Here is a 26855-nt window from a genome sequence, read left to right as displayed (position 1 = left end):
TTGAGCGAAACTGGAAAGACAAAACCTAAGCCGGTTCAGGCTCCAAAGCCCGCCGGGGAGCTGAAACCGCCGGTTGTTTTAGGAGATAAACTGGGTAATTTTGAGATTCAGGATATACGGTCCCAACCAACGACAACTAGAGATCCGAACTCCGCGACAGCGGCTCCGAAAATACGAAAACAGCCGAGGAAGCCAATGCGAACGACCAAAAGGCCCTAGCTATGCACTAGTCGATCAATTATCTGGCATATCGAGGGCGGACCCTTTACGTCCTCGACTCCGAAAACAAAACTAGTATGAAGCGTCTATTTATTGCAATATCAAGTCTTTGCCTTTTCGCATTTGGATGTAGTTCGCCAAAACCGTTTGAGATCAAAGACGTCTGCTCGCAAGCCGAAGGCACGAAAGCGGTCCTGCAAGGTTACCTTTCGCTGCCGAAAACTATCGACACCATTCAACTGCGAAAGGGCGGAGCGATCACCGCGGTCGGTTATCAATTATTTCTAATGACCAAGGCCGACGCGACTGGTGATGCGGTCAAAGTCACAATCTGGACCAGCGACAAGAGCGAACCAAACAAGATCAAGCCTCTGCCCGCGAACTATTCTTGGAACGATCTGCTGGTCTATACCGAAAAAGGCCAAGAGGTGACGGCCGGAAAAGAGATCAAGGTCACTGGTGAAACTGTGCCTGATGAGAAAACAAAGTGTTCCGTTAGCGTGACAAAGATCGAAGTGCCGTAGATGGCATTGAGGACTTAGTTTATAGAGAATAGGAGCAAAATAATGAAACGTGCGTTAGTAGTTTTCGCGATCGTTATCTCGGGTTTAGGACTATATTTGCTTTCCAGCCAATCAGCCGGAGCGAGTGACCTGGATCCGATATTTGAAGTCGTTTTCGATTCGTGCCGAAATGTGACGTTCAAGGTTACAAATGACCGAAATGTCGCGATCGAGGTCAAACAGGTCAGGTACTACAATGCCAGCAAAGGGAAGTGGAAAACTGAGGACATTGCGGGAGGCTATGCCCGTTGTGAGCGAGGTTCGAGCTGTACCGTGGGCGGAAATCTATTGATCCATACCGGCGAAGATCTGGCTGATGCCGAAGGCGATAGATTGACTAGCGTGATCTTCGTCTACCAAGACGTGAACAGTAACACTAAGCGTGAAAGCCAGCAATTCATGCCAACAGATCCTGTTTGTCGGGTAGAAAAGGTCTACGGATACGGACAAGGCTGGAGTATCGGCGGAACGTCTGATGCTGGATCACAGGACAGTTCAGGAGGGCTCGGGGATGCGTGCAAAAACGTATCTTTTCTGATCCGAAATGACACCGGGAGAAACATCATAGTTTCCAAAGTGAAGTATTTCAACCGCAATAGCGGTAAATGGAAGACCGAAAATATTTCTGAAGTAGAATGCCCTTTGAGCGGTCAAACTGCTTGCACTATCGGCGGTCGTGATGATCTGGCTGACGCGAAAGATGATGACATCACAAAATTTTCCTTTGTTTATAAAAAAATTCTAGGATACAACGACAGAGGGGGCAAAGAGATGGGCCCAAACAAGGAAAGCAAGTTCTTTGTTCCATCGAGCCCGAAATGCAAAGAAGGCAAGATCTACGGCACAGGACAAGGATGGACGATCAAAGATTAGTATTTCGACCTGATGATCGAAAAGGGGTGATATGAGACGTCTGCTATTTGTATTGTTGCTTTCGACGCAGATATTTGGGTTGCCGGGCGACCTGGATACAACTTTCGGCGTGACCGGCGGTTATGTTATTTCTGATTTTGCGGCGGCACAGCGGGACGAAAGACCTAGAGATTCGGCAATTCAAGCTGACGGTAAAATCGTGGTCGTTGGGACTCGAGATCAAGGAACGGCATTTCTTTATGAATATCTCGTCGCCCGATACAACTCGGACGGAACACTCGACACTACGTTTAGCAGCGACGGATTTTTTACCTTGACGAACGGATCGCAATTCGATTCTGCGAATGCGGTCGCTGTTCAGACTGACGGGAAAATTGTCGTGGTCGGCGGTGGCGGCGATTCGGCGAATACGGCATACATTTACCGTTTGAATACGGACGGCACGTTCGACACAACCTTTAGCGGCGATGGAATCCAAACTATTACGGCTTCGGGAAACCCTTTGGCTCTCGTCATTCAGACAGATAACAAAATCGTTTTTAGCACAATGTCTGTTTCGATGTTTGGCAACACGACGACGGTCGTGCGTTTGAATACAGACGGAACGCTCGATACTAGCTTTGACTCGGACGGAAGATTGAGCTTAAATCCGAATCTGTTTTTTCCTAGAGGTTTAGCATTACAGACTGACGGAAAAATTCTCATTGCCGGAAAAAGTTTGAATTCGACAACTTCCGGTGATGTTTCGGTCGTTCGCGTTCTAACGACCGGAGCTTATGATACATCGTTCGATGGCGACGGAATTGTCCAAACCGTTGTCGGAACTGAAAATGGCGAGGCACGAAGTCTCCTTGTGCAAAGCGACGGGAAAATATTGGTTGGCGGCGGCTTAACGAGTATCGGGTATGATCCGGCGTTGTTTCGCTACAATGCGAACGGAAGTTTAGACACGACTTTTGACGGCGACGGGATCAAAACCATCGCACTTACACCGAATTCAGAAAATTACTATTTCAACGAAATCGTTCAGCAAACGGATGGCAAAATCGTCGGGATTGCCGATGAGCGTTCGGTCTTTACATTTTATGTTGAGGATGATTTCATCCTAGCCCGATTTAATGCAAATGGTTCGTCCGACAATTCGTTCGATGTCGACGGCGTAACCAGATCGCATTGGTGCGAAGACGGCAGCGAAATCGTTTTGCAAACGGACGGCAGAATAATCGCCGTCGGTTCGCAAGATCGCCCGAATCTTTCGGGCAATAATGATGGAATTTGCACACAGCGTTTTAACACGGACGGCTCAGTTGATTATATCTTCAATTCCGTTACGCCAAACGGCAAAGCGAATCTCGGATTTACGAATATTGAAGCAATCGCGGGTTTGCCAAACGGTAAAATTATGGTCGCGGGTTGGCAAGATTCAAACGGTTTTATTATCGCCAGACTCCTCAGACTCAACGCCAACGGAACGTTCGACACGACGTTTATGAACGATGGTTCGTATCAACTAAGCACCAATTTTGATTCATATTTTTACGATTTAAAAGTAATGAACGACGGCAGTTTCTTTGTCGCTGGCGAATACGATACAAACGGAGGAACAATTGTAAAATTCACGTCCAACGGAATTCCCGATCCGACGTTTAGCTTCGACGGAGTGGCAACCACGACAAGTGCGGCAAGATTTCACGCGTTGGCAATTCAGACCGATGGCAAAATAATCGGTTGCGGTTCATCGGGGACAACGACGAGAAGCGGAAGAATCGCCCGATTTTCGGCAACCGGAAATTTTGAAACATCGGTTGTCAACAATCTTGGCACGGTAGGAATGAACAACGAAATTCTCGAATGCTCATTTCAAACAGACGGCAAACTAGTCGTTGCAGGCTACGGAAACGACGGCATCAGCGAAAATGTAAAGGTAGGCAGACATTTGACGACGTTGGCAATCGACACAACGTTTGGCACGAGCGGAATAACAACATCGGACATCTCGGCAACTTTGAATGATCGAGCAACCGATATCGTTATTCAGCCCGACGATAAGATCGTTGTGAGTTCGACCGGATTGAATGTCGGCGGCGACCACGATTTTGCTGTTCTGCGTTACGAAGCGAACGGCGTACTAGATACGAATTTCACCGAGAATTTCGGTGCGAGCGGCATTTCGCTGATCGATTTTGTCCTTGACGATCCAAATGACGAAGCAAATGCTCTTCTGCTTCAACCCGACGGACAGATGATCGTTGGCGGTTCGAGCAACCCAGGGACGGGCGATAGATTCGGCATCGCAAAAATTGAGCCGGGCGGAGCATTGGTTTTCGGTTGGGGAACGCTGGGCAGGACTCTCACGGGCTTTCCAAACAACGATGCCCGCATAAATGCCCTTGCGATCCATCAAAATACTGGTATTTTAGCTGCTGGCAGGTCCTGGAACGGCACAGATTATGATTTTGCAATCGCTCGCTACCAAAACGAATTTATCCCGACTGCCGCCCATACTTCTGTCAGCGGTCGTGTCGTAACGGCAAACGGCAACGGCATTCGCAATGTTTGGGTGAGCTTGAGTGACCCCGAGAGACCGGTCCGAAGGTCACTGACCGGCCCGTTCGGTTACTATCGATTTGATGATATTGAGGCCGGTCGAACGTACTCGATCTCCGTCGCCAGTAAACGTTTTCAATTCGCAAACGGGACGCAGATTGTATCGGTGAATGACGAGATATATGACCTGGATTTCATCGCTCTTCCGTAGCGGATGCTTACGAGGATAGAGCCTGAGACGACGAAACGACTGTGAGTCACTGGCATACGAGGCTGGAAACTTGTTCGAAAATTGGCTGTCAGTGCGAAGATAGACCTGAAGGATCTGTAAGGATCCCTTAGAATGTAACCACTGGTAAGTGGAGATTTCGGCCTTTGAGATAGGATAGAGAAGGAGGCTGAAGATGAAGAGGAGTAAGTTTAGTGAAGGGCAGGTATTGGGGATATTGAAAGCGGTGGAGAACGGTCGGAAGGTGGCTGAGGTATGCCGCGAGCATTCGATCTCGGATTCGACGTATTTCAACTGGAAGGCGAAGTATGGCGGGATGACAGCGAGCGAGATCAAGAGGCTGCGGGAGCTTGAGGAAGAGAACGCAAAGCTGAAAGCGATGTACGCGGAGATGAGTTTAGAGAACCGAGCGTTGAAAGGACTGATCGAAAAAAAAGGCTGGTGACGCCGTTGAGGCGAGAGGCGGTCGGGTATTTGAAAACGGAACATGAGCTTAGTGAGAGGCGTGCGTGTGAAGCGGTGTTGATATCGAGACGGGTGTATCGGTACTCGCCGCAACAAAGGGACGACGCGGCGTTGATCGAAGCTCTGGGCAATCTCGCCAGAGACCATCCCGATCTCGGATTTGGGAAGTTCTACGATCTGCTCAAAGCCGACGGGCACGGTTGGAACCACAAGCGTGTGCACCGTGTTTACTGCGAGATGAAGCTGAACAAGCGTCGAAAGTATAAGCGGCGTGTTCCGACGAGGCATCCTGAGCCATTGACGGTTCCCGTCAGTGCGAACCAAAGCTGGTCGGCGGATTTCATGAGCGATGCATTGGGTGACGGACGTCGGTTTCGCACCTTTAACGTGATCGACGACCACCGACGCGAGGTGCTGGCAATCGAGATCGATCTCAATCTCGGAAGCAGAAGGGTCATCAGAGTGCTTGACCGGCTCGCCGAAACGAGAGGCCTGCCGCAGCGGATCCGATTCGATAACGGACCGGAGTTCACGAGCGTAGCAGTCGCGGACTGGGCCGAGCAGAACCAGGTCGAGCTCGCGTTCATCAAACCCGGACGCCCAATGCAAAACGGCTACGTCGAGCGTTTTAACAGGACATATCGTCAGGCGATCCTCGATATGTATATCTTTGAAAGTTTGGACCAGGTACGAGAACTAACGGCCAAGTGGATCGATTTCTACAACCGCCGCCGGCCGCATGATGCTCTGGGAGGCATGCCTCCCAGAGCATCATGCGGACACGTTCTCCTTAACCCGAAAACTCCAATTTAGACGGGTAACAATCAGGGGAGGTTTACAGATCAGCCACGGGCACAGTCATCGGTGTCGATCCAGTAGAGAAAAATAGTGCCGGAGCGTCGTCGCCCCGGCACTTTCTTTTAGACGATGCCGAGTTCTTTCAGGCAGGATTTGATACGCTCGAACGAGAGTTGGATGTCGTTATCCAACCCGATCGAAAATCGGACAAGGCCCTCACTCAATCCCATCGCCTGACGTTCTTCAATGGGGATCTCAGATGATGTGCTGTGGCCCGGCGAGCTGAAGAGAGTTTTGAAATACCCGAGGCTCACTGCAAGATAACCGACCTTTTCCTCCTGCATTCTGGTCATCAGTCGATTTGCTGTGGCTGCATCACCGACATCGATCGCCAACATTCCTCCATAACCAAACCCGTCGTTCATCATTTCGGTTAGTAGCTGATGGTGCGGGTGGTCGGGCAGTCCCGGGTAGAATACCTTCAGGCCCAGTTCCTGCAGATTCTCTGCGATAAATTGAGCATTCCGGCTGTGCTGCCTCATTCTCAAGTGCAGCGAATGTAAGTTTTTGAGAATACTCGCGGCCCGCGTGCTGTCGAGTACGGCACCGAACAACATCGACGCTCCGGAGTTGATGTCCGTCAGTTGATGTATAAAATCATTGCTTGCACAAACACATCCCGCGACACAATCACTCGTACCGTTAATGTATTTTGTCAGACTGTGGACCACCACGTCTGCACCGAGTCGGATCGGCGACAGCATCATCGGGCTGAAGGTATTGTCAACGACGAGTTTGATCCCGTGGCTTTTGCATAGTTTAGAAAGTGACGGGATATCCGAGACGTCGAGCAATGGATTACTGATAGATTCGCAATAAATTACCTTTGTATTTTCATTGATCAGAGCGGCTATCGCATCAAGATCCAGAACATCCACAAAATGTACCTTGATACCGAATCGCGGAAGAAAATTCTTGAATAACGCATACGTGCCACCATACACGGTGCGCGACGAAATGATCTCATCGCCATTTCCGCATAGTTGGATGATCGCCGAACTGATGGCAGCCATTCCTGATGCCTTGGCCTGCGCCGCCTCGCTGTCCTCCATTCGCGCCAGGGCATCGGACAGGAATTTATTTGTTGGATTCCAGTGACGCGAATACAGGAAACAGCCCTCGATCTCGTGATCGAAAAGCTCCTCCATTCGATCAGGCGACATAAAGGTAAATGTCGACGAGTCAGTTATGGACGGATTGACATCACCGAATTCACCAAATACTAAGAAATCTTGAATTGCATTGCTTGGATCAAAATATTTACTCATAAAATTCACCTTTGCTCCGAGAATTCAAGGATCCTTCAAAAAGGTCCTATGGTCGTTCACACCTTACTTAGGTATCTTGGTAAGCCAAACCGCAAAGATAGTCTTGTTGGCCGTACTTTCTGATCCCCGGTTGCTGAAAAAAACACTCTTTTGTGAACTGGTTATTCCACCGACTATATGGCCAAGTAGCAGCCGGTCGCCCTTGAGATCATTGATCTTAACAATATCGTTTTCGAATTTTGACACATCCTGGCTAACCAAAAACTCCGCACTTGCCCCGAAATATCCGGGCATATCGCCGAGTTTTACCTCGCTCATTTTTCCAAACTTGTCACGGGTCACTTTGCTGATCACCTTTGTGAAAGGCACATCATCGTTTTTGGTCAGCGTACCCGCATTATCTTCGTACTGGCTTATGCCACCAAAGAAGATATTTTCCATACTCTCTTTTGCCGCGTCATATAGAGCTACTTTTGCCGAATGATAGTGATTGAGGTATTGAGTAAATGATGTGTTCACCGTGTGTTTATCGGGTAAAATATCGACGGTGTTTGTAAACGGAACATTTGCGGAAACCTGAAACACGCCGGAGAAAACGGTAAAACCCTCTTTGTTATTCGCAAATATCTGCGGCAACATATTAAGGTCACGTCGGTGCAAATTGTCGCTGTCCGTAACCGCGGCAAGCTTTTCAACGCCTAGTTTTATGCCGTCATCCAGGATACGAAATCTGCGGATCTGATCACTGTATTTCTGGATGAATCCAGGACCGTGATCAGGACCCATCGGATTATATCGACCCTGAAATTCCTGACCGCCCACCAGATAATATACGTCGCCGATCTTGCCGATCTGTGCGCCTGTCAAAGCAAAAATCGGATCAATTATCTGTCTAAAATGGGAATTGATCGTTCCGCCCTTTTGTATCGCGGCGACGAGACCGTCGAGTTTAACCGCAATTAGTGATCGATGAGTTATGTGGTTTCCGGCCGCTTTGCTGTAGCCGTAACCACCGATCAAATAGAGTGTCTTCCCCGTTTGAATAAACTGCATATTGGTTGATTGCAGTTGTTCACTTATAGCAGGCGGCAGATCTGCGATTCCGGCACTCCAACTTTGCTTGGTTTGCGGATCGATGACGATGACGTTTGTGTTATTGCCGTCCGGCGAAAATGCCGCGAAGGGTTGTCGGCGATGAAGTCCATCAGTACGACCGCCAATGAGAATCCATTTACGATCATATTGCGCCACGGCGAATGAGTGAAGCCCGGCGAATCCGTTGATCTCGGCAGCTTCGATCGATAGAGAATAACTGTCTCCAACGAGATTTGACGTGACGATGCGGTTGACACTCACTGCTTGGCCGCAACCGCCAGCCACGAAAATTACTATCGGCAGTAAGGCCGATAGTATCATTACCCTTATTTCATAAGCGCGAGTCATCTACCATCACCACTAATATTCGTACTTTCATTTTCCGTTAGATCAGAATGCGGTTTATCACGCCGGGACCCGGCGTCGCAGGCTCCGCGCATTCAGGTGCTGAAGCCGAGCCTTGGCAAAATAACGAGTTGCAACAACAGCCAGACTCCAGCGGCCGCAATCAATATGATCAAGTTTTCCATTTGCTTTATAAACCTCTATTTTGGTGCCGGCACATTATGTGGCGGCTTAGTTTCCATTGGCAGATCAGCGGCTTGCCAGGCGGTAGTGCCGCCCGTCACGTTGATCACATTGCTAAAACCCGCTCCCTTTAGCATTTCGGCGGCTTGACCTGACCGTCGCCCGGTCTGACATATCAGATAAACCGGTTCGTTCTTTTCGAGACGATCAAGGCTGCCCATTAATGTATCCAGCGGTATATTTACCGCCCTCGCGGCGTGGCCGCCCGCATACTCTTCAGGCGTCCGTACATCAATGAATTGAGAATAGGCCTTTGAGACTGCTACCTGCGTTTCGACCGGTGAGGCCTCTCTTACGGTAGTGGACGATGTCTGAACACCCGAATCAGTCGTTGTCCTACCGGACTTCTGGCATCCGGAGAACAAGACCATTATTGAGACCAATATTAATAAAATTCGCATATGTCACACCTGTTTAGTTGCTGCGCAGACTGCGGTCGACACTTGCGTCTCCAAGCCCGCCGCGAGCCACGCCGCGGTTCCACCCGTAACGTTCAACAATTCACGAAACCCTGCGTTTTCGAGAATGCTCGTCCCAATGCTCGATCGATAACCGCCTTGGCATATAACGTAGGTCGGCGCCGTGGGATCGAGCGTTTCGAAATCAACAGCAAGTCTATCAAGCGGTATATTGGTAGTCTGAGGTGCGTGACTTGCGGCGTGTTCTGATGCCCTGCGGACATCAACAAACTGAATTTTGCCGCCGTCCCGGATCAATTGGTCGACGAGGTCCACGGATACCTGTCCAACCTTTCTGATGTCTCCGGAATAGTCGCTGATCAAGAAAAAGTATGTGGCATTTTCGTGCCCAACCCGTGCAAGCCGGGTGACCGCCTCGTCAACCTGGTCTTGGGTTTCAGCGATGATCGCGATCGGAGTTCCGATCGGGATCAGCGTTCCGGCCCACGAAGCAAATTGCCCACCGAGCCCGATATTGACCGAATTCGGCACGTGACCTGCCCCGTACTCAGAGGCTTGCCGGACGTCGATCGCGACTCCATCAAACGTGATCAGCTCGTCTTCTGATATCTGCCGTGGCTTGGCGATATCGTCGAGAGAGCCGGAGCCTTGTAGATTTTTTGCCGCACTCTTTGGGAAATACATCGGCACTTCAGGTTGATCGGCCGCCACGATCTTTACAAACTCCTCAACGCTCATTGGTTGAAGAGCGTAATTAAACTGGCGCTGATTCCCGAGTGTCGACCAAGTCTCCTTCGACAACGACTTGCCGCAGAGCGAACCCGCACCGTGTGCCGGATAAACCTCGGTCTCATCCGGGTATGCGAGGATACTATTGTGGAGCGAACTGTACAGCATCTCGCCCATCTGCTCTGCGGTAAAGCCTTTTGAACCGATCAGATCAGGCCGTCCGACGTCCCCTATAAATAGCGTGTCGCCCGTGAACATCTTCAGCGGTGCATATTTGTCTTCTGTGTCCTCGGCAACTATCGTGATGCCCTCAGGCGTATGTCCGGGCGTTTCAAGAAATCTCAATTTGATCTTGCCGACCATCAACTCGTCGCCGTCGCGAACCTTATGTGTCGGAAAATGTGTCGCTGCACGCTCACCGTAGATGATGTCGGCACCGGTCTTGCCGGCAAGTTCCAGATGCCCGCTCACAAAATCGGCGTGTGAGTGGGTCTCGATAACATATTTTATCTTCTGGTCATTGGCGGCGGCCTCGTCCAGATATTGCTGAACGTCACGCTGCGGATCGATTATCACCGCCTCGCCGTCCGAACCGAGATAGTACGATGCGTGGGATAAACAGCCAAGATAGAATTGCTTGAATTGCATAAGTCCGGTTCTCCTGTACGTGCGTATATTTTACCGATTTTGCAGAGTAATCGTGTAATTTTTCACTCAACTTAGAGCAAATGCCGATAAAAGGACTCCGCTAATAGTAACGTGCAAATAACGTGCCTCGCCTTGATAGCAATCGCGGCGATCGGCGACAATAATTGAACAATTTAACTACTCGGGCATAGAATTGCGTCTATATGTGACCACGAATCGCGGCGGTTCGTCTTCTTCGCCCGGCATCTGGACAAAATCGGTTTGAACGAGACCGTTCGATTCAAAGCGGGAAAGATCCTTACGGGACATCGGCCAGGGCAATTCGTCCGGTTCGACATCATCTTCGCGGCCACGCGTGACCACCAGAAGCTCTCCATCATCTCCCACAAATGCCGATATCGCATCGACCACTTTCGGACGCAGATCGAGCGGGAGCGGTTGGATCGTATAGACCTCCAGCACAAAATCAAATGCGCCGATCCAATCACGGGACGGATCAAAAAGATTGGCATTCTCAAATTTAATGTCCGTATCGGAATGGATACGCTTTGCCCATTCGATCGCTGTTGGCGAAACGTCGAAAGCCGTAACCTTAAATCCGAGATCGTACAGATATTTCGCGTCATCGCCAAGGCCGCATCCTATGACAAGTGCCTTGCGACCGTCTCCCTTTAAGCCCGTAGATTCTGCCCACGCCCTTAAGTACGGATTTGGCACAAGATCGCCCCACGGAATTTTGGTATTGTCCCCCGCCGCTTCCGTGTAAAGAGCCTCAAACCATCCGATGACGTCGCCTCGTGCGGCAAACTCCGCCCGGATCTCACGGGTGCGGGCTCTCGGGTCAAATTCATTGTCTCGTTGATCGTTATTCATTAGAAAGGTATCTCCATTTCAAAAGGTGCTCCGGCATCCTTCCACGCCTTCCAGCCGCCGTCCATTGACCACACATTGGAATATCCCATCTTCTGCAGCATATCCGCCGCCAGTGCCGAACGGTAACCGCCGCCGCAATACAGAATGATCTCGGTCGATTTATCCGGGATCTCGCTAACTATATCGCGCTCGATCACACCGCGCCCGATGTGTATCGCACCGCTCGCGTGCTCGGACCATTCGCTATCTTCGCGGACGTCTATGAGTTTGGCTCCGACGGCGACTCGTTCCTGAGCCTCCGGCACGGTCAACTCACGAATTCGAGACTTTGCGTCGTTGACGATCGACAGAAATTCGTCTGAATGGATCATACTGAGGTCAGTCTATCGCAAATCTAAAGTAATTAACTAGCCTGCAGTTCTCGAAAGCCTTATAATGTCCTTTACGCAATTTTTCATTATCTACATAGAGGTTAACTACATTGGCAGAACAATTTGACATCACTATTATCGGAGCAGGGCCGGGCGGATACGTTGCCGCGGTCCGCGGGGCACAACTTGGACTCAAGGTAGCCATCATCGAAAAGGAAAAGGACGCGAAACTTGGCGGCACATGCGGCCTGCGTGGCTGTATACCGACCAAGGCACTATTGAACGCAGCCCATCTATATCAGAAAGCGGGTCATTTCGAAGATTTTGGTTTGAAGGTCACAGGCCTCAGTTTTGACTGGGCCGGGATCCAGAAATACAAATCGAATATCGTCGACAAAAATGCCGCGGGCGTGACCTACTTGATGAAAAAGAACAAGGTCACGGTTTTCAATGGCTTTGGAAAGATCGCCGGTAAAGGCAAGGTCGAGGTGACCTCCGCAGACGGCAACAAACAGACGATCGACACCAAGAACATTATTATAGCAACCGGTTCCGTCGTTCGACCGATCCCCGGATTTGAAACCGACGGAAAGCAGGTCGTCAATTCTGACCACATACTGGAACTCGATAGAGTGCCGAAATCGATGGTCGTGATGGGTTCGGGCGCCGTCGGCGTCGAATTTGCGAGCGTCTATCACCGTTTCGGATGCGAGACTACCGTGGTCGAATTAATGGATCGGATAGTGCCGATCGAAGACGCGGACGTTTCTAAGGAACTTGCTCGAGCCTTTAAGAAGCAAGGCATTCGATGTGAGACTGGCGTTAAGCTCGATAAACTCACCAAGGACAAAAAAGGCATCAAGGTCTCCGGTAAAAACGCGAAAGGCGATGAAGTTACGTTCGAAGCCGAAATGCTACTTGTCGCCGTCGGCCGTATGCCGTTGATCGAGAATATCGGTTTGGATAAGACCAAGGCCGTCGTCAATCCGCGCGGTACGATCAAGGTGAACGAATATTGCGAGACCGACGAACCCAATGTTTACGCCATCGGTGACGTTATTGATACGGCTTGGCTCGCTCATCTCGCTTCGAAAGAAGGCATTCTGGTCGTTGAAAAGATCGCGGGCAAAAAGGTAGAGCCGATTAAGCAAAACCTCGTCCCGAACTGCACATATTGTGATCCCGAAGTCGCCAGCGTCGGCCTGACCGAAGCAAAGGCGAAAGAAGCCGGTTATGACGTCAAGGTCGGCAAATTCCCTTTCTCGGCATCGGGCAAGGCTCGCATCCTCGGCGAAACTGACGGTTTCGTAAAGATCGTGTCAGAGAAGAAATATGACGAGGTCCTCGGCGTCCACATCATTGGTCCGCACGCGACCGAACTGCTGGCCGAGGCCTGCGTAGCAATGTCGCTCGAGACGACGGCCGACGAACTAGGACGCGTTATTCACGCCCACCCGACCGTTTCCGAAGCAGTTATGGAAGCCGCCGAGGGTGTGCACGACATGACGATACATATGTAGATCGGTTGTCAGTAAGTGGTGGCCAATTGTCGGAACCACTCTGACAATTGGCCATATTTTTTACAAAATGAAATCTGCCCAAACATCATATCCCCGTTACAAGATCAAGATACTTTTGCTTGAGAACATCTCTGACGCCGCCGTTGATGAGTTGAATCACGGCGGATACTTTGAGATACAACGAATTAACGGAGCATTGAGCGAGAGTGAGCTTATTAAGGCCGTTAGCGGCGTTCATTTGCTAGGTATAAGGTCAAAGACGCGGATCACCAAAAATGTCTTGGAGGCGGCGGATAAGCTCGTGGCGATCGGTTGTTTTTGTATCGGTGTAAATCAGGTAGACCTCAACACCGCCACGGAAAACGGCGTTGCTGTTTTTAATGCACCGCACGCAAATACAAGGTCAGTGGCCGAACTGATAATCGGGCTCAGCGTAATGCTTATCCGAAAGATCGCGGATAAAAATGCTGCCGCACATCGTGGCGAATGGCTGAAAGACGCTAAAGGCAGCTTCGAACTTCGCGGCAAAACGCTTGGCATCATTGGCTATGGCAATATCGGTTCGCAGGTATCGACGATGGCTGAGGCGATGGGGATGCAGGTGATCTATTACGATATCGCAACCAAACTGCCGCTCGGTAATGCAAAATCTGTACGCGAATTAAAGGACCTGCTGAAACGGTCGAATATCGTCACGCTCCACGTGCCGTCTGATGAGACGACGCGAAATATGATAAATGCCGAAACTCTCAAGCAAATGAGTAGAGGCAGCATTCTGATCAACCACAGCCGCGGCGATGTGGTCGATATTGAAGCTCTTCAAAAAGCGATCAAGGCCGGAAAGATAATCGGAGCCGCAGTCGATGTGTTTCCGATCGAGCCGGAAAAGAACGGTGATCCGTTCGAGTCGGTTCTACAAAACCTGCCGAACGTGATCCTGACGCCGCATATCGGCGGATCGACCGAAGAAGCTCAAGCAAACATCGGGCTCGACGTTACCTCAAAACTGACGAAATACCTCGAACTCGGTATCTCTGCAGGCTCACACACAGTGCCCTCCGTGAGTTTGCCGCCGCAGGCATCGACCCATCGTATTCTGCACATTCACCGGAATATTCCGGGCGTATTAGGGCAGATCAACTCCCGACTTTCTAAAGCCGGGATCAATATCGTCGGCCAGTACCTCAAGACCAACGACCAGATCGGTTACGTAATATTGGACATCGATCACGAGTTGTCCAAAGAAGCGTTTGAGATACTGAAAGGGATCAAAGGAACCGTCAAGGCTCGGATGGTGTATTGAGAAAATTGACCTCACCCAGCCAAGTCAGCATATCAAGTTGTCGCTTTTTGACCTGCGTCGCCCCTTTGGTCTGCGGTTAGGTCAGATAAATTATGAAAACCATACTTAGCATATTGGTCATTCTCTTAAGTGCCCAATTCGCCACGGCACAATGGATCAAGCAGACCGTGAATACCACAGCGAGTTTTCGCGGGCTTGCGGTCGTAAACGAAAACGTCGTATGGGCAAGCGGTACCGGCGGAACAGTGATAAAAACACTCGACGGCGGAAAAACCTGGTCGGTGATGATAGTTCCCGGCGCTGAGAAACTTGATTTCCGCGATATCGAGGCGTTTGATCCAAATACGGCCTATATTCTGAGTATCGGCAACGGTGGATCATCGCGGATCTACAAAACCACTGACGGCGGCGCGACGTGGAATCTGCAGTTTACCAATACGAACTCAAAAGCATTTTTTGATGCTATGGCGTGCTGGGACAAGAATAATTGCATTGCAATGGCGGACCCGGTCGATGACAAGTTCAACCTGATCGAAACCGCGAACGGCGGAAAGACCTGGACGCAGATCGACACGGGCGGAATGCCTGCGGCCGGATCCGGTGAGGCGGCATTTGCCGCAAGCGGCACCTGCATTATCACGCATGGCAACAACAACGCGTTTATTGTCACAGGCGGCGGCGACGCGAGGGTTTTTAGGACCATTGATCGCGGCAAAACGTGGCAGGTCGCTGACACCCCGATGGTCAAGGGCACGTCGGGTAGCGGTATTTTTGGTATCGCTATGCGGGATGCTAAGAACGGCGTGATCGTCGGCGGCAATTACGAAAAACCGGAGATCGCTGCAAAGAATCAGATCGCCTTTACAAGCGACGGCGGTAAGTCGTGGTATCAGAGCCCTGAGTTCCCGCACGGCTTCCGTTCCGCGATAGCATATTTAGATAAATATCACGCCGTAACCGTCGGTTCGACCGGTTCGGACACTTCCTCGTATCAACTTGGCAGTTGGCTCTCGATAGATAAGTCGGAATACAATGCCGTGCAGACAAAGGGCAAAAAAGCGACCTGGGCTGTCGGGGCGAAAGGCCTTGTGGTGCGAATGAAATGACCTACGCTTGGTACGACCTACTCGGGACGATCGGCGTTGCGGCAATTGTCTTGACATACATATCGCTGCAGTTTGGCCGTATTCGAAGCGAACAACTTGCGTATTCGATCTACAACGCCTTTGGGGCCCTGCTGATACTCGTTTCTTTGTATTTCAGCTTTAACTTTTCAGCTTTCGTAGTAGAATTCTTCTGGTTGTTGATCAGTATTGTTGGAGTTATACGGTTTTTTAGTCGGAAGCGTAATCCGTAGCCAGTAAGGCCTTTGGGTTATCAGACACACTCCCAACATTCGAGTTCTTGACGTCAAGTATGCACAATTTTATCAGCGTTCCTTTTAAGACAGAGACCAGTCACGGCATTGCTCAGGTCAATGGCGTGGCAAAGTTCTCGCCCGCCGGCATCGTACTTGAGTTCGAAAAGAAAATACTCGGTTTGATCTCGGAGGGAATAAAAGAAGCTCGTTTGTCCACTGCAGATATTCTCGACATCAGTTTTAAGAAGGGCTTTTTGAGCCGCAATGCCAAGATCGAGGTGCGTACCCGTTCGCTGCACGCGCTGAATGGCATACCGAACAATGAAGGTGTGCTGTCTCTGAAAGTTCAGGCTCGCGACATTGAAAAGGCCCGCGACGCGGTCGCAAAGATCCAGCTTGAAATGAATACAAGCGCCGCTGAAGCTCTCCCGACGCATACTTCACTATTTGACAACAGTGAAGACGAAACCCAAAAGCTCGAAGATCGGTGAAATTTCTCTGATCATCGCTCTGACCGCAAAAGAAAAGTGCCCCGCCGAATAGTTCGACGAGGCACTTGGAGTATTCAAAAGTAAAAATTATTGTGCCATTCGCGGATCAGGTTTTGGCGTGATCTTGTATTCCTTTGGCGGTTCGGCACCCAACAGGTTCTTGACAAAATAGTCCCAACGCCGCCGCATCATATAAAAACTATCTCCCCCGTAACCGTGGCGGGCATTCGGAAAGATGACCAGGTCAAAATCCTTGTTGGCCTTGATCAAGGCATCCACCACGAGATAAGTGTTGTATGGGGGCACATTGTCGTCCATCGCACCGTGAGCGAGCATCAGTTTGCCTTTGAGATTCTTGGCATAGTTCTGATTTGCCTGCTTTTCATAATTATCTCCGGCTACGAGACCGATGTACCGTTCGCCCCAATCATCCTCGTAATTGCGGTTTTCGTGGTTGCCCGATTCGGAAATTCCGACCTTATAGAAATCCGGATATCGAAACATTGCGGCGGCCGTCGCAAATCCACCGCCTGAGTGTCCCCAAATACCTACGCGATCTAGGTCCATATACGGATATTTTGCAGCTAACTGCTTCATCCCGGAGATCTGATCCTCAAGCGTGTTGTCGGCCATATTACCGTAACAGACGTCGTGGAATGACTTAGACCGGTCAGGGTTACAAGTGCCGTCGATTATGACTACGACAAACCCCAGTTCCGCCAAAGCCTGATGGTCGCTACGGCTAGCTGAAAATGCGCGGGAGCCAACGCCGCCGCCCTGCGGGCCGGGATAGATATAGTTGATTACCGGATATTTCTTTGCAGGATCCAGATCGGTCGGCGTAAACATTACACCGTATAGATCCCATTTTGCATCGCGTGACTTGACTGTGATCGGTGTCGGCGGTTTCCAACCCGTTGCTGCCAAACGTGAAACATCGGTTTTTTCTAAGGTCGTGACCAACTTTCCGGTCATATCGCGAAGGACCGTTACCGGAGCGACGTTCATTTTTGAGTACGAATCGATGAAGTACTTGCCGTCGGGCGATAGTGTTACCTGATGGGTGCCATCATCCGGCGTAAGCAACGCCATTCCCTTGCCATCAAATCCGACTCGGTAGAAATGCGTAAAATATGGGTCACGGCCTTGCTCGCGGCCATTTGCCTCAAAAAATATGGTTCTGGATCTATCGTCGATCTTGACTATCCGCGTGACGACGAAATTACCCTTCGTAATCTGCAGTTTCGGCTTGCCGGTGGCGAGATCATAGAGGTATAGATGACCCCAATCGTCACGCTCAGAGTACCAAATAGCCTCATTTGTTGCCGGAAAATATCTCCAATTAGCTTCGCCCTGACCGGATTCATATTGGGTGGCGACAGACTCTTCGAAAACCTCTCGGACATCGCCGGTGGCTGTATTGGCAATGCGAAACTTTGCGGATTTGTGGTCACGCGAGCTCGAAACAAACGCAAGCGACGAGCCGTCCTCGCTCCATTCGTTGTCGCCAAAAGTACCGTCGCAAGCGATGTCGTCACACAGCGTTCCACGTCTGTCATCCGGTGCCATCTTGAACCGGATCATTTTGCCGGACTCAACGTCTAGCACAATGCGATGGATCTTGATGATCTCCTTGTCCACCGGTAAAGGATATTTCCACGCTTCGAGTCGTGGTGCCCCGACATTGGTCGAAGCAAGATACATATCGCTCACATTTCGTTGATCCTGCTGAAATGTCGCAACCTTTTTGGAATCAGGCGACCAGAGCACGATAGCTCGTTCGCTGTGCTTCCAACCGGCATTGTCGGTAGCATAACCAAAGTCCTTGACACCATCAGTCGTCAACTGTTTCTCTTTGCCGGTCGCTACGTCCTTGACCCACAGATTCCATTCCTTTATGTAAACCTGTTTTGTGCCATCAGGCGACGAAACCGCTGTGCCGCCGCCGAATCTCCCGCCGAAACCGCCCGCCCCTGCAGCGGCAGTGATGCCAAGGTCCGCGAGTTTTGCCGCCGACTTGCGCGAACCGTCGGACGGATCGACAATGACATATTCGCTACCGGTGGCGGTCATCACCCGATACCAAAAACGCCCATCGGGCAAAAACGTCGGCCTGACACCGCTGCGGTCGACAAACGGTGCGGTGCCGGAACTGAGCATTCTTTCGGCTCGGGCATAGTCCTCATTGGTAAATACCGTTTTTTGAGCCGTTGCCGAAATGGCTATAGAGAAGATGAATAGAGCAACTATCGAGATCTTTTTCATTTTAATTGTTACGGAGCAGACGAAATTTGGTTTCGGTGAAATTGTTCCTTTTCATTTTATAGCAACTTTCGAGAGTATTACATCCTGTGGCGGTGTCTTTGATAAGATCCAGATACAATTCTTGCCGTTGCATTTGAGCACTATGCTCAAATTCGCCTGCAAACGTGATATTTTGGAAGTCGAACCATTGCGTGCCAAAACTTTGCCGCATCGAAAAACCGTGAAATAGCGATGGCACAATCAACAAATGATCTCGGGCGTCTAGTCAGCATCTTCGGGATCCACCCATCATATCTGCAACGGGCGGTGTTTGTCGCGGTGCTGTCATTTCTCTTTTTTATCGCGATGATGTTCGCGTTCTATATGAGGCAGCAGTTCGGCTATTTCTTGCTCGCCACCGCCTTTTTATTTGTATATATCGTCACAATGCTTTCGTGGGTCGTCCAGCGAAAAAATCTCGTCAAGGTTTATCAAGACGGGATAGAGTATCGAAAGTTCTCGTGCAAATGGAGCGAAATAGATACCGTCAGCAAAGAGACTGAGCGGCAGCGTGACCACATCGTGATTAAAAGTAAAGATGGCCGGACCGTGCTGATACCGGCTTCGATCGCCGGCATTAATGAGCTTTTTGATTTTATCCATAGGCACAGAACTGCGTGACCCCGCCCGACTGCCGAGTGGTCCAAACTCAATTCTCCGGTGCCGGATTTTATCAGACCGAATTTTTCTAGTATTCTAGTCAATTGATGAATTTGCCGTCGGGCGTAAGTAAATATCGGGAGATCTTATGAGTTTAGAAGTCGTGATGCCTCAAATGGGCGAATCCATCACCGAGGGAACAGTTTCAAAATGGTTGAAGCAAGTCGGTGACAAGATCGAAAAGGATGAGCCTGTGCTCGAGATCTCGACCGACAAGGTCGATGCCGAAGTGCCGAGCCCCGGAGCGGGCACCTTGCTGGAAATACGTCATCAAGAAGGCGAGACCGTTGAGGTTGGAACTGTGGTCGCCGTCATCGGTGCCGAGGGCGAGGCAAGTGCTATTGTGACGCCTCCGCCTGCGGAAGCTAAGGCCGAACCGATCGCCATTGTTAAGACGGAACCGGAAGTAACGCCTGCTCCGGTCGTCGCCGAAATTCAGCCCCCGATAGCTACCGCGACAGGTGCTGCTTCGGAAGTTGTAATGCCCCAGATGGGCGAGTCGATCACCGAGGGTACCGTGTCGAAATGGCTTAAGGCCGTCGGTGACGTGATCGAAAAAGACGAACCGCTCTTAGAGATCTCGACCGATAAGGTCGATGCCGAAGTGCCTTCCCCAGCCGCAGGTGTTTTACTTTCGATCAATGTTGACGAAGGCCAAACCGTCGAGGTCGGCTCCGTGCTGGCACTGGTCGGCGCGGCCGGTGGTGCACCATCCGCAAAACCTGCCGCAGTGGCTCCGGCGAGCATTCAGCCCCCCGCAGTGGAAGTTCAGGCTCCGGCGGCACAGGTTATACCCGTAATGGCTAAGGCTGCGGCAGCCAGCGGCAACGCCTCACTTGACGAGCTTAGGCAAATAAAGTCGAGCCCATTGGTCCGCAATATCGCCCGCGAACACGGCATTGATATCACGCGTATCGCCGGTTCCGGCATTAGCGGCCGCGTCACTAAAGGCGACATTATGGCCTTTATCGAAAGCGGTGCAGCACTCAGTCCGCAGGATCTGATGGTCAAGGAATCGGTTCCGAAGGTTTCGGCAACTGTTTCCACCGCTCCCGCCTCGACATACTCGGCGCCGACGATCCACGCGACGGTCGATGACCGGATCGAAAAAATGTCAGTGATGCGTAAGAAGATCGCTGAGCATATGACGTTCTCAAAGCAGACGTCGGCCCACGTGACCAGCGTTTACGAGATCGATATGACCAACGTCGCAAAGTTTCGAGCGGCTCACCAGGCAGACTTTCAGGCAAAATTCGGCACCAAGCTGACGTTTATGCCGTTCATATTCCAGGCTGTCACGGCGGCGATACGCGAATTTCGGATCGTTAACAGTCAGGTCGATGGCGATCAGATCATCTATAAAGGCGACATCAACCTCGGGATGGCGGTGGCTCTCGATTGGGGGCTGATCGTGCCGGTGATCAAACAGGCCGATACCCTTTCGCTTTCCCAACTGGCAATAGCCGCGAACGATCTCGCTGACCGGGCCCGGACCAAGAAGCTCAATCCGGCCGAAGTACAAGGCGGAACATTTACGATCACGAATCCGGGCGTTTTTGGCGGACTTTACGGTACGCCGATCATCAATCAGCCGCAGGTGGCCATTCTCTGTGTCGGAACGATCGAAAAGCGGGCCAAGGTCTTAACGTCCGCGGACGGCGATGATTACATCGCGATCCGACAGATGGCGTACTTTGCTTTGACCTATGACCACCGGATCGTGGATGGCTCAGATGGCGAACGATTTTTGGCGTTTCTCAAGAATTTCCTCGAAACGAATAACTTCGCATATTAACAAAGCTCAATAGTGACGGCACTCCGACGCTAAAAAATAGCTGTAGCATTTATGGCGTCGGGTGCGTTATAATGTTAGGAATTGGTTTTGACCTTTCTATTTGTTTAACTATCGAAATAGAGCCCCGGATACTGCATTGACCGTTTTGACGGATCGATATTTGGGGACGCTTCAGGTGACTGTGCTTCGGGCTATCTATTGTATTTGATGATCGAGTGGTTTCCCCGTTCAACAGTTCGTAAAATTGAATTTCGGATTAGTGACAACCCCTCGTGTCCTATTGGCGTCTAACACTTCGTTGTTGATCTTCTATCAGCGGCCTTTTTTCAAGGAGATAAATATGTTCAAGAGAATATCAGTTTTCGCAATTGCTATTTCGATCGGTGCGGTCAGCCTTTTCGCTCAAGGAGCGCAATTGCGGGCGTTAACTGCCGGTCAGAAATATAAGATCAAGGGTGTTGTTATTTCGAAAGAAAATGACACGACCTTCGTTATTCGCGACACTGTCGGTGTTGATACCAAGGTGGTGATCAGCGGCAATGCCAGCGTTAAGAACAACAGCCTTTTTGGCGGCGACAAATATCCCGTCAGTGCCATTGTTCGCGGGCTCAATCTCGAGGCCGAGGGCGTAGGCGATTCGTCAGGCAGTCTAGCGGCAACCAAGGTTCGCTTCGATAAAAGCAATCTCGCCACGGCTCAGTCGATCGATGCTCGTGTAGCACCGGCGGAAGAGCGTTTGACCGCTGCCGAGCAAAATGCTCAGCGTGTATCAGGACAAATCGACGAATTAATGGCGATCTCGAATGCCGCTAAGGGCGGAGCCAAGGCTGCTCAGGACACTGCAGATGCTGCCGTTGCCGGCGTCAATGCTACAAATAAACGCATCACCGATCTAGACGATTATGTCGTCCAGACGACGGCGACCGTTAACTTTAAGGTCGGAAGTTCAGTGCTTTCAGCAGAAGGCAAAGCCTCGCTTGATCAGGTTGCGACGACCGCGACCACACTCAAGGGTTATGTGATCGAAGTTACCGGATTTGCTTCGGCTGACGGTGACTCACGCAAGAACAAGGCTCTCAGCGAACGCCGTGCTCAGGCGGTCAAGGACTATTTGATCGAAAGCCACAATATCCCGCTACGTCGAATGAGCACCTCGTACGGTTACGGCGAACTCCAGGCCGTCGCAGACAACTCGACTGTCGAAGGCCGCAAGCAGAATCGGCGCGTCGAGATCAAGCTAATGGTCAGCCGCGGCATCAATCAGAATGTCGAGGTAAAAGCTCAGGCATCGGACTCTAACGACCAATAGACCGGCCTCTTAATTTGGGCGTCTTGAGCCGGCAAATTGTGCCGGATATCTCGAGACGCCCTCTTCATTTTTCAAAGATCCAAATGTTCACTAATCGGCTCGTAAGATCATTGATCCTGACTGCGGTTATATGCGCCGTCCAGAGTCTCGCCGCTGGCCAGACGCCGTCGCCAACCGCAACACCCACGCCTGACGATGACATCATTAAGGTCGAATCAAGGCTGGTCGTGGTACCGGTATCGGTGACCGATCAAAACGGCTCGCCGGTATTAGGCCTAAAGTCCCACGACTTTCGCCTTTCGGAAGAGAACCGTCCACAGAGCATCGATAATATCGGTACTGCCGATAATGTCCCGCTCGAGATCGCCCTCTTGTTTGATATTTCGGCCACGACGAGTCCGATGTTCAAGTTTCAGCAGGACACGGCCGCAAAGTTTCTACAAGAAGTGATGCGGTCCGGCGATCGAGCTACGATATTTACTATCGGAGCAAGTCCGATCCTCGTGCAGGGCAGAAACTCGGCCGAAGCGGCGGCGGCGGCGGTTAGAGCCATCGTGCCGACTAAGGAGTTTACTGCATTTTACGATACCGTCGGTGCCGCCGCAGAGTATCTGCAAAAAAATGCCCCGGACGGTACAAGACGCGTAATAGTTGTCATCTCAGACGGCGAAGATACCAATAGTAAGCGAATTTCAAAAGCCATCCAGGACGGTTACCGACGAGCGGGCGATAGGATCAACTCGATCACGACCAAGGAACTTTATCAATTGACCGTCAAATCACGTAATGATGCGAGTGCTCAGGAACGCGTTCGCGTGCTGAAGGCCCTGCAGAACGCGGATACAGTATTCTATTCGATCAATCCGGCGGGCAGTTCGTTTCAGTTGAATCAGATCAGTGTATTCGGCCAGGAGAATATGCAGCGTTTTGCCGATGATACGGGCGGCACGGCTTTCCTTCCAAAATTTCAGCCGATCGACACCAAAGACGAGTACCAAAATGGCAACAATAGCCGAAAGAATGCCGAGATCCTGGAACGCATATTTCGCCAACTGGGCAATGAGCTTAGGTCACAATACCTCTTGCAGTTCTATTCGGACGGTGACTTTCCGCTTAATAAATTTATCAAACTCGATGTCGGACTGCAGACCCGAACGGGTCTTCGAGTAAGAGCCCGGCAGGGTTATTTCGTTAAGAACTGACCTTAGATATCTTGGTCGCGATTGGGTGAAATATCGCCCATTACCTCGCGATTTGGTTTTTCCTTATTGGTCGAACTCCTGTTTGAGTCCGGCCTTTCGGGGATCGCGCCCATCGTATGCGCAGGCGTCGGGGTAGCAAGTTGTATCAGTTTGCCCATGGTCAGTTTCGGTTTGGAAACCAACGAAACAAAGAATACTCCCGTAAACAATGCCATTACCAACGAAAGTGCCGCGGTTGCATAAAGTCGCGTACGCTGCTTGATCCTCGCCCACCCGACCGGACAATCCGCAGTTATGACCGAACCGTCAGCACGCTGATAGAATCTGACACAGAGTCGGCCCTCAGCGTTGGTCACAAGCCGTTCGGCTTCGTTCTTAGTCATTCCGGAAAGGTTATATACGTTTAGCTTACACTCGCCGCAAAAGCGTTTGCGTTCGTCACCGTACATCCCGTTCCAATCAGCAGAACACGGGCTTGCGATCTTGATATCATTCAGCGGACTATCGAATTTAGACATATAAGTACTCCGTTCAATCGAACTTCAGCTTCAGGCTGTCGAAATATTGAACGAGTACCGATACCGAACTTGCATTAAACTTTCAAGGAACAAACCGACGACGATATTTATGTGTGATCGGCCGGCGGCGACCGACACCGATGGCATTTTTAGAAATTATCAATGTCGGCGGCAACTGCTGGCGTTTGAACTCATTGGCCGGATTCTCGACTTTATTGAGTATCCAGTAGACGCGTTCCGGGTCGTGGCCGGCGGCGATGATCTCGGCCGGCGATGCCTTTTGCTCAAAGTACATCTTGAGGATCGGATCCATCACTTCATACGGCGGCAAACTGTCCTGGTCAAACTGGTTCGGGGCGAGTTCCGCAGACGGTTTTTTGTCAATGATCTTCTCGGGTATCACCTCGCGGCCGGCATTTTTATTGATCTGTCGGGCGATCTGCCAGACCTCGGTTTTGAGCACGTCGCCGAGGACGGCAAGGCCGCCGTTAGTATCGCCGTAGAGCGTGCAATAGCCGACCGCAAGCTCGCTCTTGTTACCCGTTGTGAGCAATAGATGGCCCTCGGCATTGGATATCGCCATCAGGATAACGCCTCGCAGTCGTGACTGCATATTCTCTGCCGCGAGCGATTCGCCGCCCTTGGTCGGCTTGTGCAGGTTCATCTGCCTCAGCAGGACGTAAAAGGTATCGGATATCGATTCGATCCGGCTTTGGCAACCGAGATTGCGTATCAATTCTTCTGAGTCCTTTATGCTGCCCTCCGACGAAAAAGGCGAAGGCATCATCACACACAGCAAATTGTCTGGCCCGATCGCCTCGGCGGCCAATGCTGCCACGAGTGACGAATCCATCCCGCCGGACAGTCCGATCACGGCTTTCTTAAAACCATTTTTGACGGCATAGTCGCGAATGCCGAGTACGAGGGCACGATGGATCGAATCGATCTCGCCGCCTGTAATACCACGAGCATCCGGCTTGTGGACATCGAGTTCGACCGTTTCGACAAATTCCTCAAACGCCGTCGCTTGCAGGATGATGTCGCCCTCTTCGTCAGCTATCAGGCTCGCACCGTCAAAGATGATGCCGTCGTTGCCGCCGACCAGATTGACGAATACGATCGGCTTTTTTTGTAGTTTGGCCCGGTGGGCGACCATATCGCAGCGGAGTTTGATCTTGCCCTTGTTGTACGGCGAGGCGTTGACCGAGACGATAATATCGGCCCCCATCCCGATCACCTCGTCGGTCGGGTCGCTCTCGTATAAGCGCTCTTTCCAAAACGTCTTGTCATTCCAAAAATCCTCACAGACGACCACGCCCAGCTTTATGCCGTTAATATCAAATATCCGTCGATGATCCGACGGTTCGAAATATCGCGGGTCGTCGAAAACATCGTATTCCGGCAAAAGGGTCTTATCCGCAAATCCGAGCAATTGGCGATCGTAAATGACTGCCGCCGAATTGAACAGTCGGCGGCCGTCTCGGTCCACATTTGGGCGGATCGTACCGACGACCGCTGTGATACCGCTTGTCGCGTCAATGATCGTCTCAAGGGCTTCGCCTGAGGCATTGATGATGTCGGCGTCCTGAAACCAGTCCTGCGACGTGTATCCGTGCGTTGCGACCTCGGGGAAAACAACCAGGTCCGAGCCATCGGACTTTGCCTTTTCGATCGCCGCAACTATCTTCGCAACGTTGCCGGCGATATCGCCATTGGTGGTGTTGATCTGCGCGATCGTGACTTTCATATTGGGATTAACGGGATTGAATACCGTCGAAGATAATGCCGAATAACTCTAAACGGTGTTGCGTTCGTCACTCTTTTTGACCATCGTCAGACGATTGCCGCGGTCGTTGTATTTGACCTCGTCCATTATGTTGTAGATGAAAAGCACGCCGCGGCCCGAGGTTTTGAATAGATTCTGCGGGTCGAGCGGGTCAGGGATATTCTGCACATCGAAGCCCTCACCTTCGTCCTCGATCGTGAATCTCGCCTCGTCTCTCGAAACCTCGGCCGCAATTCGCACCAATTTCTTTACATCAAACTTATTGCCGTGTTTGACGGCATTAACGAAAGCCTCGTCCAGTGCCACGAAAAGATTAGATTTTTCAGGTCTAATGACACCCAGCTTTTCGACTCGCTTCATCAGATAATCGAGCACAATACTCATCAGCGAGATGGCCGACGGCAACTCAAATTCGATATTCTCGTGCAGCATCGCGACCGTCTCAGCCTTATCGACGAACTTGATCTTGTAATCCAGGATCGTCGCGATCAGATTTTTCAATTCATCTTCGTCAAATTCGTCACGTCTGAAATTTGCGGCACAGATCTTGAACGCCTTGACGCGCTCGCCCTCGTGACCGACAAGCGTAGTGGGCAAACACACCGGCACATCTACGTTTAGCGGATCGGAAGCGAGTCGGTCGATATCAAGATCGGTAATTACCAGATCAAAGCTACCGATATCTCCGATGGCTATAGCCTCGTCACGGCCCTCGACGACTTTCACGAAATGGCCGAAATGCGTAAAGACCTCGTATAAAGAGGTTGCAAGGTCGTCGTGGTCATCGATTATCAGTATTCTTCGCTGCATATCTAGGCTGCGGCCGCTAAACAAAATTACGATCTGAGTCTAGCCGTTGTTG

23 protein-coding genes are annotated in these 26855 nt (G+C 50.9%); 13 read left to right on the top strand and 10 right to left on the bottom strand.

Features of this window, described 5'->3' with window-relative positions; genetic code table 11:
• The first annotated feature begins 296 nt into the window (after window positions 1–296).
• From IPQ00_16610 to IPQ00_16595, 4 genes are all read left to right on the top strand, one after another.
• Window positions 297–743 carry a hypothetical protein gene (locus tag IPQ00_16610; GenBank protein MBL0242188.1) on the top strand — a complete coding sequence of 149 codons (447 nt, stop codon included), beginning with the start codon at window positions 297–299 and terminating at the stop codon, window positions 741–743.
• Window positions 744–785: 42 nt separating this feature from the next.
• A complete protein-coding gene (locus IPQ00_16605) occupies window positions 786–1655 on the top strand; it encodes a hypothetical protein (GenBank protein MBL0242187.1) in 870 nt (289 codons plus the stop codon).
• 31 nt (window positions 1656–1686) lie between these two features.
• Entirely contained in the window at window positions 1687–4413 is a 2727-nt protein-coding gene (locus IPQ00_16600; GenBank protein MBL0242186.1) for a carboxypeptidase regulatory-like domain-containing protein, read from the top strand.
• A 193-nt stretch (window positions 4414–4606) separates the two neighbouring features.
• Window positions 4607–5709, top strand: a protein-coding gene (locus tag IPQ00_16595) for an IS3 family transposase (GenBank protein MBL0242185.1) whose coding sequence is annotated in 2 segments (ribosomal slippage) — window positions 4607–4871 and window positions 4871–5709 — 1104 coding nt in all. Because the reading frame shifts where the segments join, the coding sequence is not laid out codon by codon here.
• A gap of 107 nt (window positions 5710–5816) precedes the next feature.
• Here the strand turns inward: IPQ00_16595 and IPQ00_16590 are convergent.
• The 6 genes from IPQ00_16590 to IPQ00_16565 form a co-directional block, all read right to left on the bottom strand.
• A complete protein-coding gene (locus tag IPQ00_16590; protein ID MBL0242184.1) occupies window positions 5817–7022 on the bottom strand; it encodes an aminotransferase class I/II-fold pyridoxal phosphate-dependent enzyme in 1206 nt (401 codons plus the stop codon).
• Window positions 7023–7085: 63 nt separating this feature from the next.
• Window positions 7086–8465, bottom strand: coding sequence for a T9SS C-terminal target domain-containing protein (locus IPQ00_16585; GenBank protein MBL0242183.1), 1380 nt, complete (start codon window positions 8463–8465; stop codon window positions 7086–7088).
• A 197-nt stretch (window positions 8466–8662) separates the two neighbouring features.
• Window positions 8663–9076, bottom strand: a complete 414-nt coding sequence (locus IPQ00_16580; GenBank protein ID MBL0242182.1) for a rhodanese-like domain-containing protein — start codon at window positions 9074–9076, stop codon at window positions 8663–8665.
• A gap of 33 nt (window positions 9077–9109) precedes the next feature.
• A complete protein-coding gene (locus IPQ00_16575; GenBank protein ID MBL0242181.1) occupies window positions 9110–10501 on the bottom strand; it encodes an MBL fold metallo-hydrolase in 1392 nt (463 codons plus the stop codon).
• Window positions 10502–10678: 177 nt separating this feature from the next.
• The gene (locus IPQ00_16570) at window positions 10679–11374 is read right to left on the bottom strand and encodes a class I SAM-dependent methyltransferase (GenBank protein MBL0242180.1); all 696 of its coding nucleotides are present in this window, start codon (window positions 11372–11374) and stop codon (window positions 10679–10681) included.
• Window positions 11374–11745 (bottom strand): sulfurtransferase, encoded by a 372-nt coding sequence (locus IPQ00_16565; GenBank protein MBL0242179.1) that lies wholly within the window; start codon window positions 11743–11745, stop codon window positions 11374–11376. The genes IPQ00_16570 and IPQ00_16565 overlap by 1 nt, the downstream gene beginning before the upstream one ends.
• Window positions 11746–11855: 110 nt before the next feature.
• On the opposite strand from IPQ00_16565, the gene lpdA reads away from it, so the two are divergent.
• The 5 genes from lpdA (at window position 11856) to IPQ00_16540 (ending at window position 16419) form a co-directional block, all read left to right on the top strand.
• The gene (lpdA, locus tag IPQ00_16560; protein ID MBL0242178.1) at window positions 11856–13265 is read left to right on the top strand and encodes a dihydrolipoyl dehydrogenase; all 1410 of its coding nucleotides are present in this window, start codon (window positions 11856–11858) and stop codon (window positions 13263–13265) included.
• Window positions 13266–13332: 67 nt separating this feature from the next.
• Window positions 13333–14568, top strand: a complete 1236-nt coding sequence (serA, locus tag IPQ00_16555) for a phosphoglycerate dehydrogenase (GenBank protein ID MBL0242177.1) — start codon at window positions 13333–13335, stop codon at window positions 14566–14568.
• A gap of 92 nt (window positions 14569–14660) precedes the next feature.
• A complete protein-coding gene (locus tag IPQ00_16550) occupies window positions 14661–15674 on the top strand; it encodes a glycosyl hydrolase (protein ID MBL0242176.1) in 1014 nt (337 codons plus the stop codon).
• Window positions 15671–15925, top strand: a complete 255-nt coding sequence (locus IPQ00_16545) for a hypothetical protein (GenBank protein MBL0242175.1) — start codon at window positions 15671–15673, stop codon at window positions 15923–15925. Before IPQ00_16550 ends, IPQ00_16545 begins: the two co-directional genes overlap by 4 nt.
• 59 nt (window positions 15926–15984) lie before the next feature.
• Window positions 15985–16419, top strand: coding sequence for a hypothetical protein (locus tag IPQ00_16540; protein MBL0242174.1), 435 nt, complete (start codon window positions 15985–15987; stop codon window positions 16417–16419).
• An 87-nt stretch (window positions 16420–16506) separates the two neighbouring features.
• Here the strand turns inward: IPQ00_16540 and IPQ00_16535 are convergent, their stop codons facing one another.
• Window positions 16507–18684, bottom strand: a complete 2178-nt coding sequence (locus tag IPQ00_16535; protein ID MBL0242173.1) for a DPP IV N-terminal domain-containing protein — start codon at window positions 18682–18684, stop codon at window positions 16507–16509.
• A 231-nt stretch (window positions 18685–18915) separates the two neighbouring features.
• Here IPQ00_16535 and IPQ00_16530 point away from each other — a divergent pair, with 231 nt between their 5' ends.
• The 4 genes from IPQ00_16530 to IPQ00_16515 all read left to right on the top strand — a co-directional run bounded on the left by IPQ00_16530 (window position 18916) and on the right by IPQ00_16515 (window position 23689).
• A complete protein-coding gene (locus IPQ00_16530; protein MBL0242172.1) occupies window positions 18916–19344 on the top strand; it encodes a hypothetical protein in 429 nt (142 codons plus the stop codon).
• Window positions 19345–19471: 127 nt separating this feature from the next.
• Window positions 19472–21178: a 2-oxoglutarate dehydrogenase, E2 component, dihydrolipoamide succinyltransferase gene (gene sucB, locus IPQ00_16525; protein ID MBL0242171.1), complete on the top strand. Its 1707-nt coding sequence runs from the start codon at window positions 19472–19474 to the stop codon at window positions 21176–21178.
• A 340-nt stretch (window positions 21179–21518) separates the two neighbouring features.
• Complete coding sequence (locus IPQ00_16520; GenBank protein MBL0242170.1) at window positions 21519–22487, top strand: OmpA family protein; 969 nt, start codon at window positions 21519–21521, stop codon at window positions 22485–22487.
• Window positions 22488–22570: 83 nt separating this feature from the next.
• The gene (locus IPQ00_16515; protein MBL0242169.1) at window positions 22571–23689 is read left to right on the top strand and encodes a VWA domain-containing protein; all 1119 of its coding nucleotides are present in this window, start codon (window positions 22571–22573) and stop codon (window positions 23687–23689) included.
• A 2-nt stretch (window positions 23690–23691) separates the two neighbouring features.
• On the opposite strand, the gene IPQ00_16510 is transcribed toward IPQ00_16515, so the two are convergent.
• From IPQ00_16510 to IPQ00_16500, 3 genes are all read right to left on the bottom strand, one after another.
• Entirely contained in the window at window positions 23692–24207 is a 516-nt protein-coding gene (locus tag IPQ00_16510; protein ID MBL0242168.1) for a hypothetical protein, read from the bottom strand.
• Between the two features lie 82 nt (window positions 24208–24289).
• Complete coding sequence (locus IPQ00_16505) at window positions 24290–25954, bottom strand: NAD+ synthase (GenBank protein ID MBL0242167.1); 1665 nt, start codon at window positions 25952–25954, stop codon at window positions 24290–24292.
• 48 nt (window positions 25955–26002) lie between these two features.
• A complete protein-coding gene (locus tag IPQ00_16500; protein ID MBL0242166.1) occupies window positions 26003–26803 on the bottom strand; it encodes an ATP-binding protein in 801 nt (266 codons plus the stop codon).
• Window positions 26804–26855: the final 52 nt, after the last annotated feature.

Source organism: Chloracidobacterium sp. (assembly GCA_016720705.1).
Lineage (GTDB): Bacteria > Acidobacteriota > Blastocatellia > Pyrinomonadales > Pyrinomonadaceae > OLB17.
This window is presented reverse-complemented; position numbering and strand designations above follow the sequence as displayed.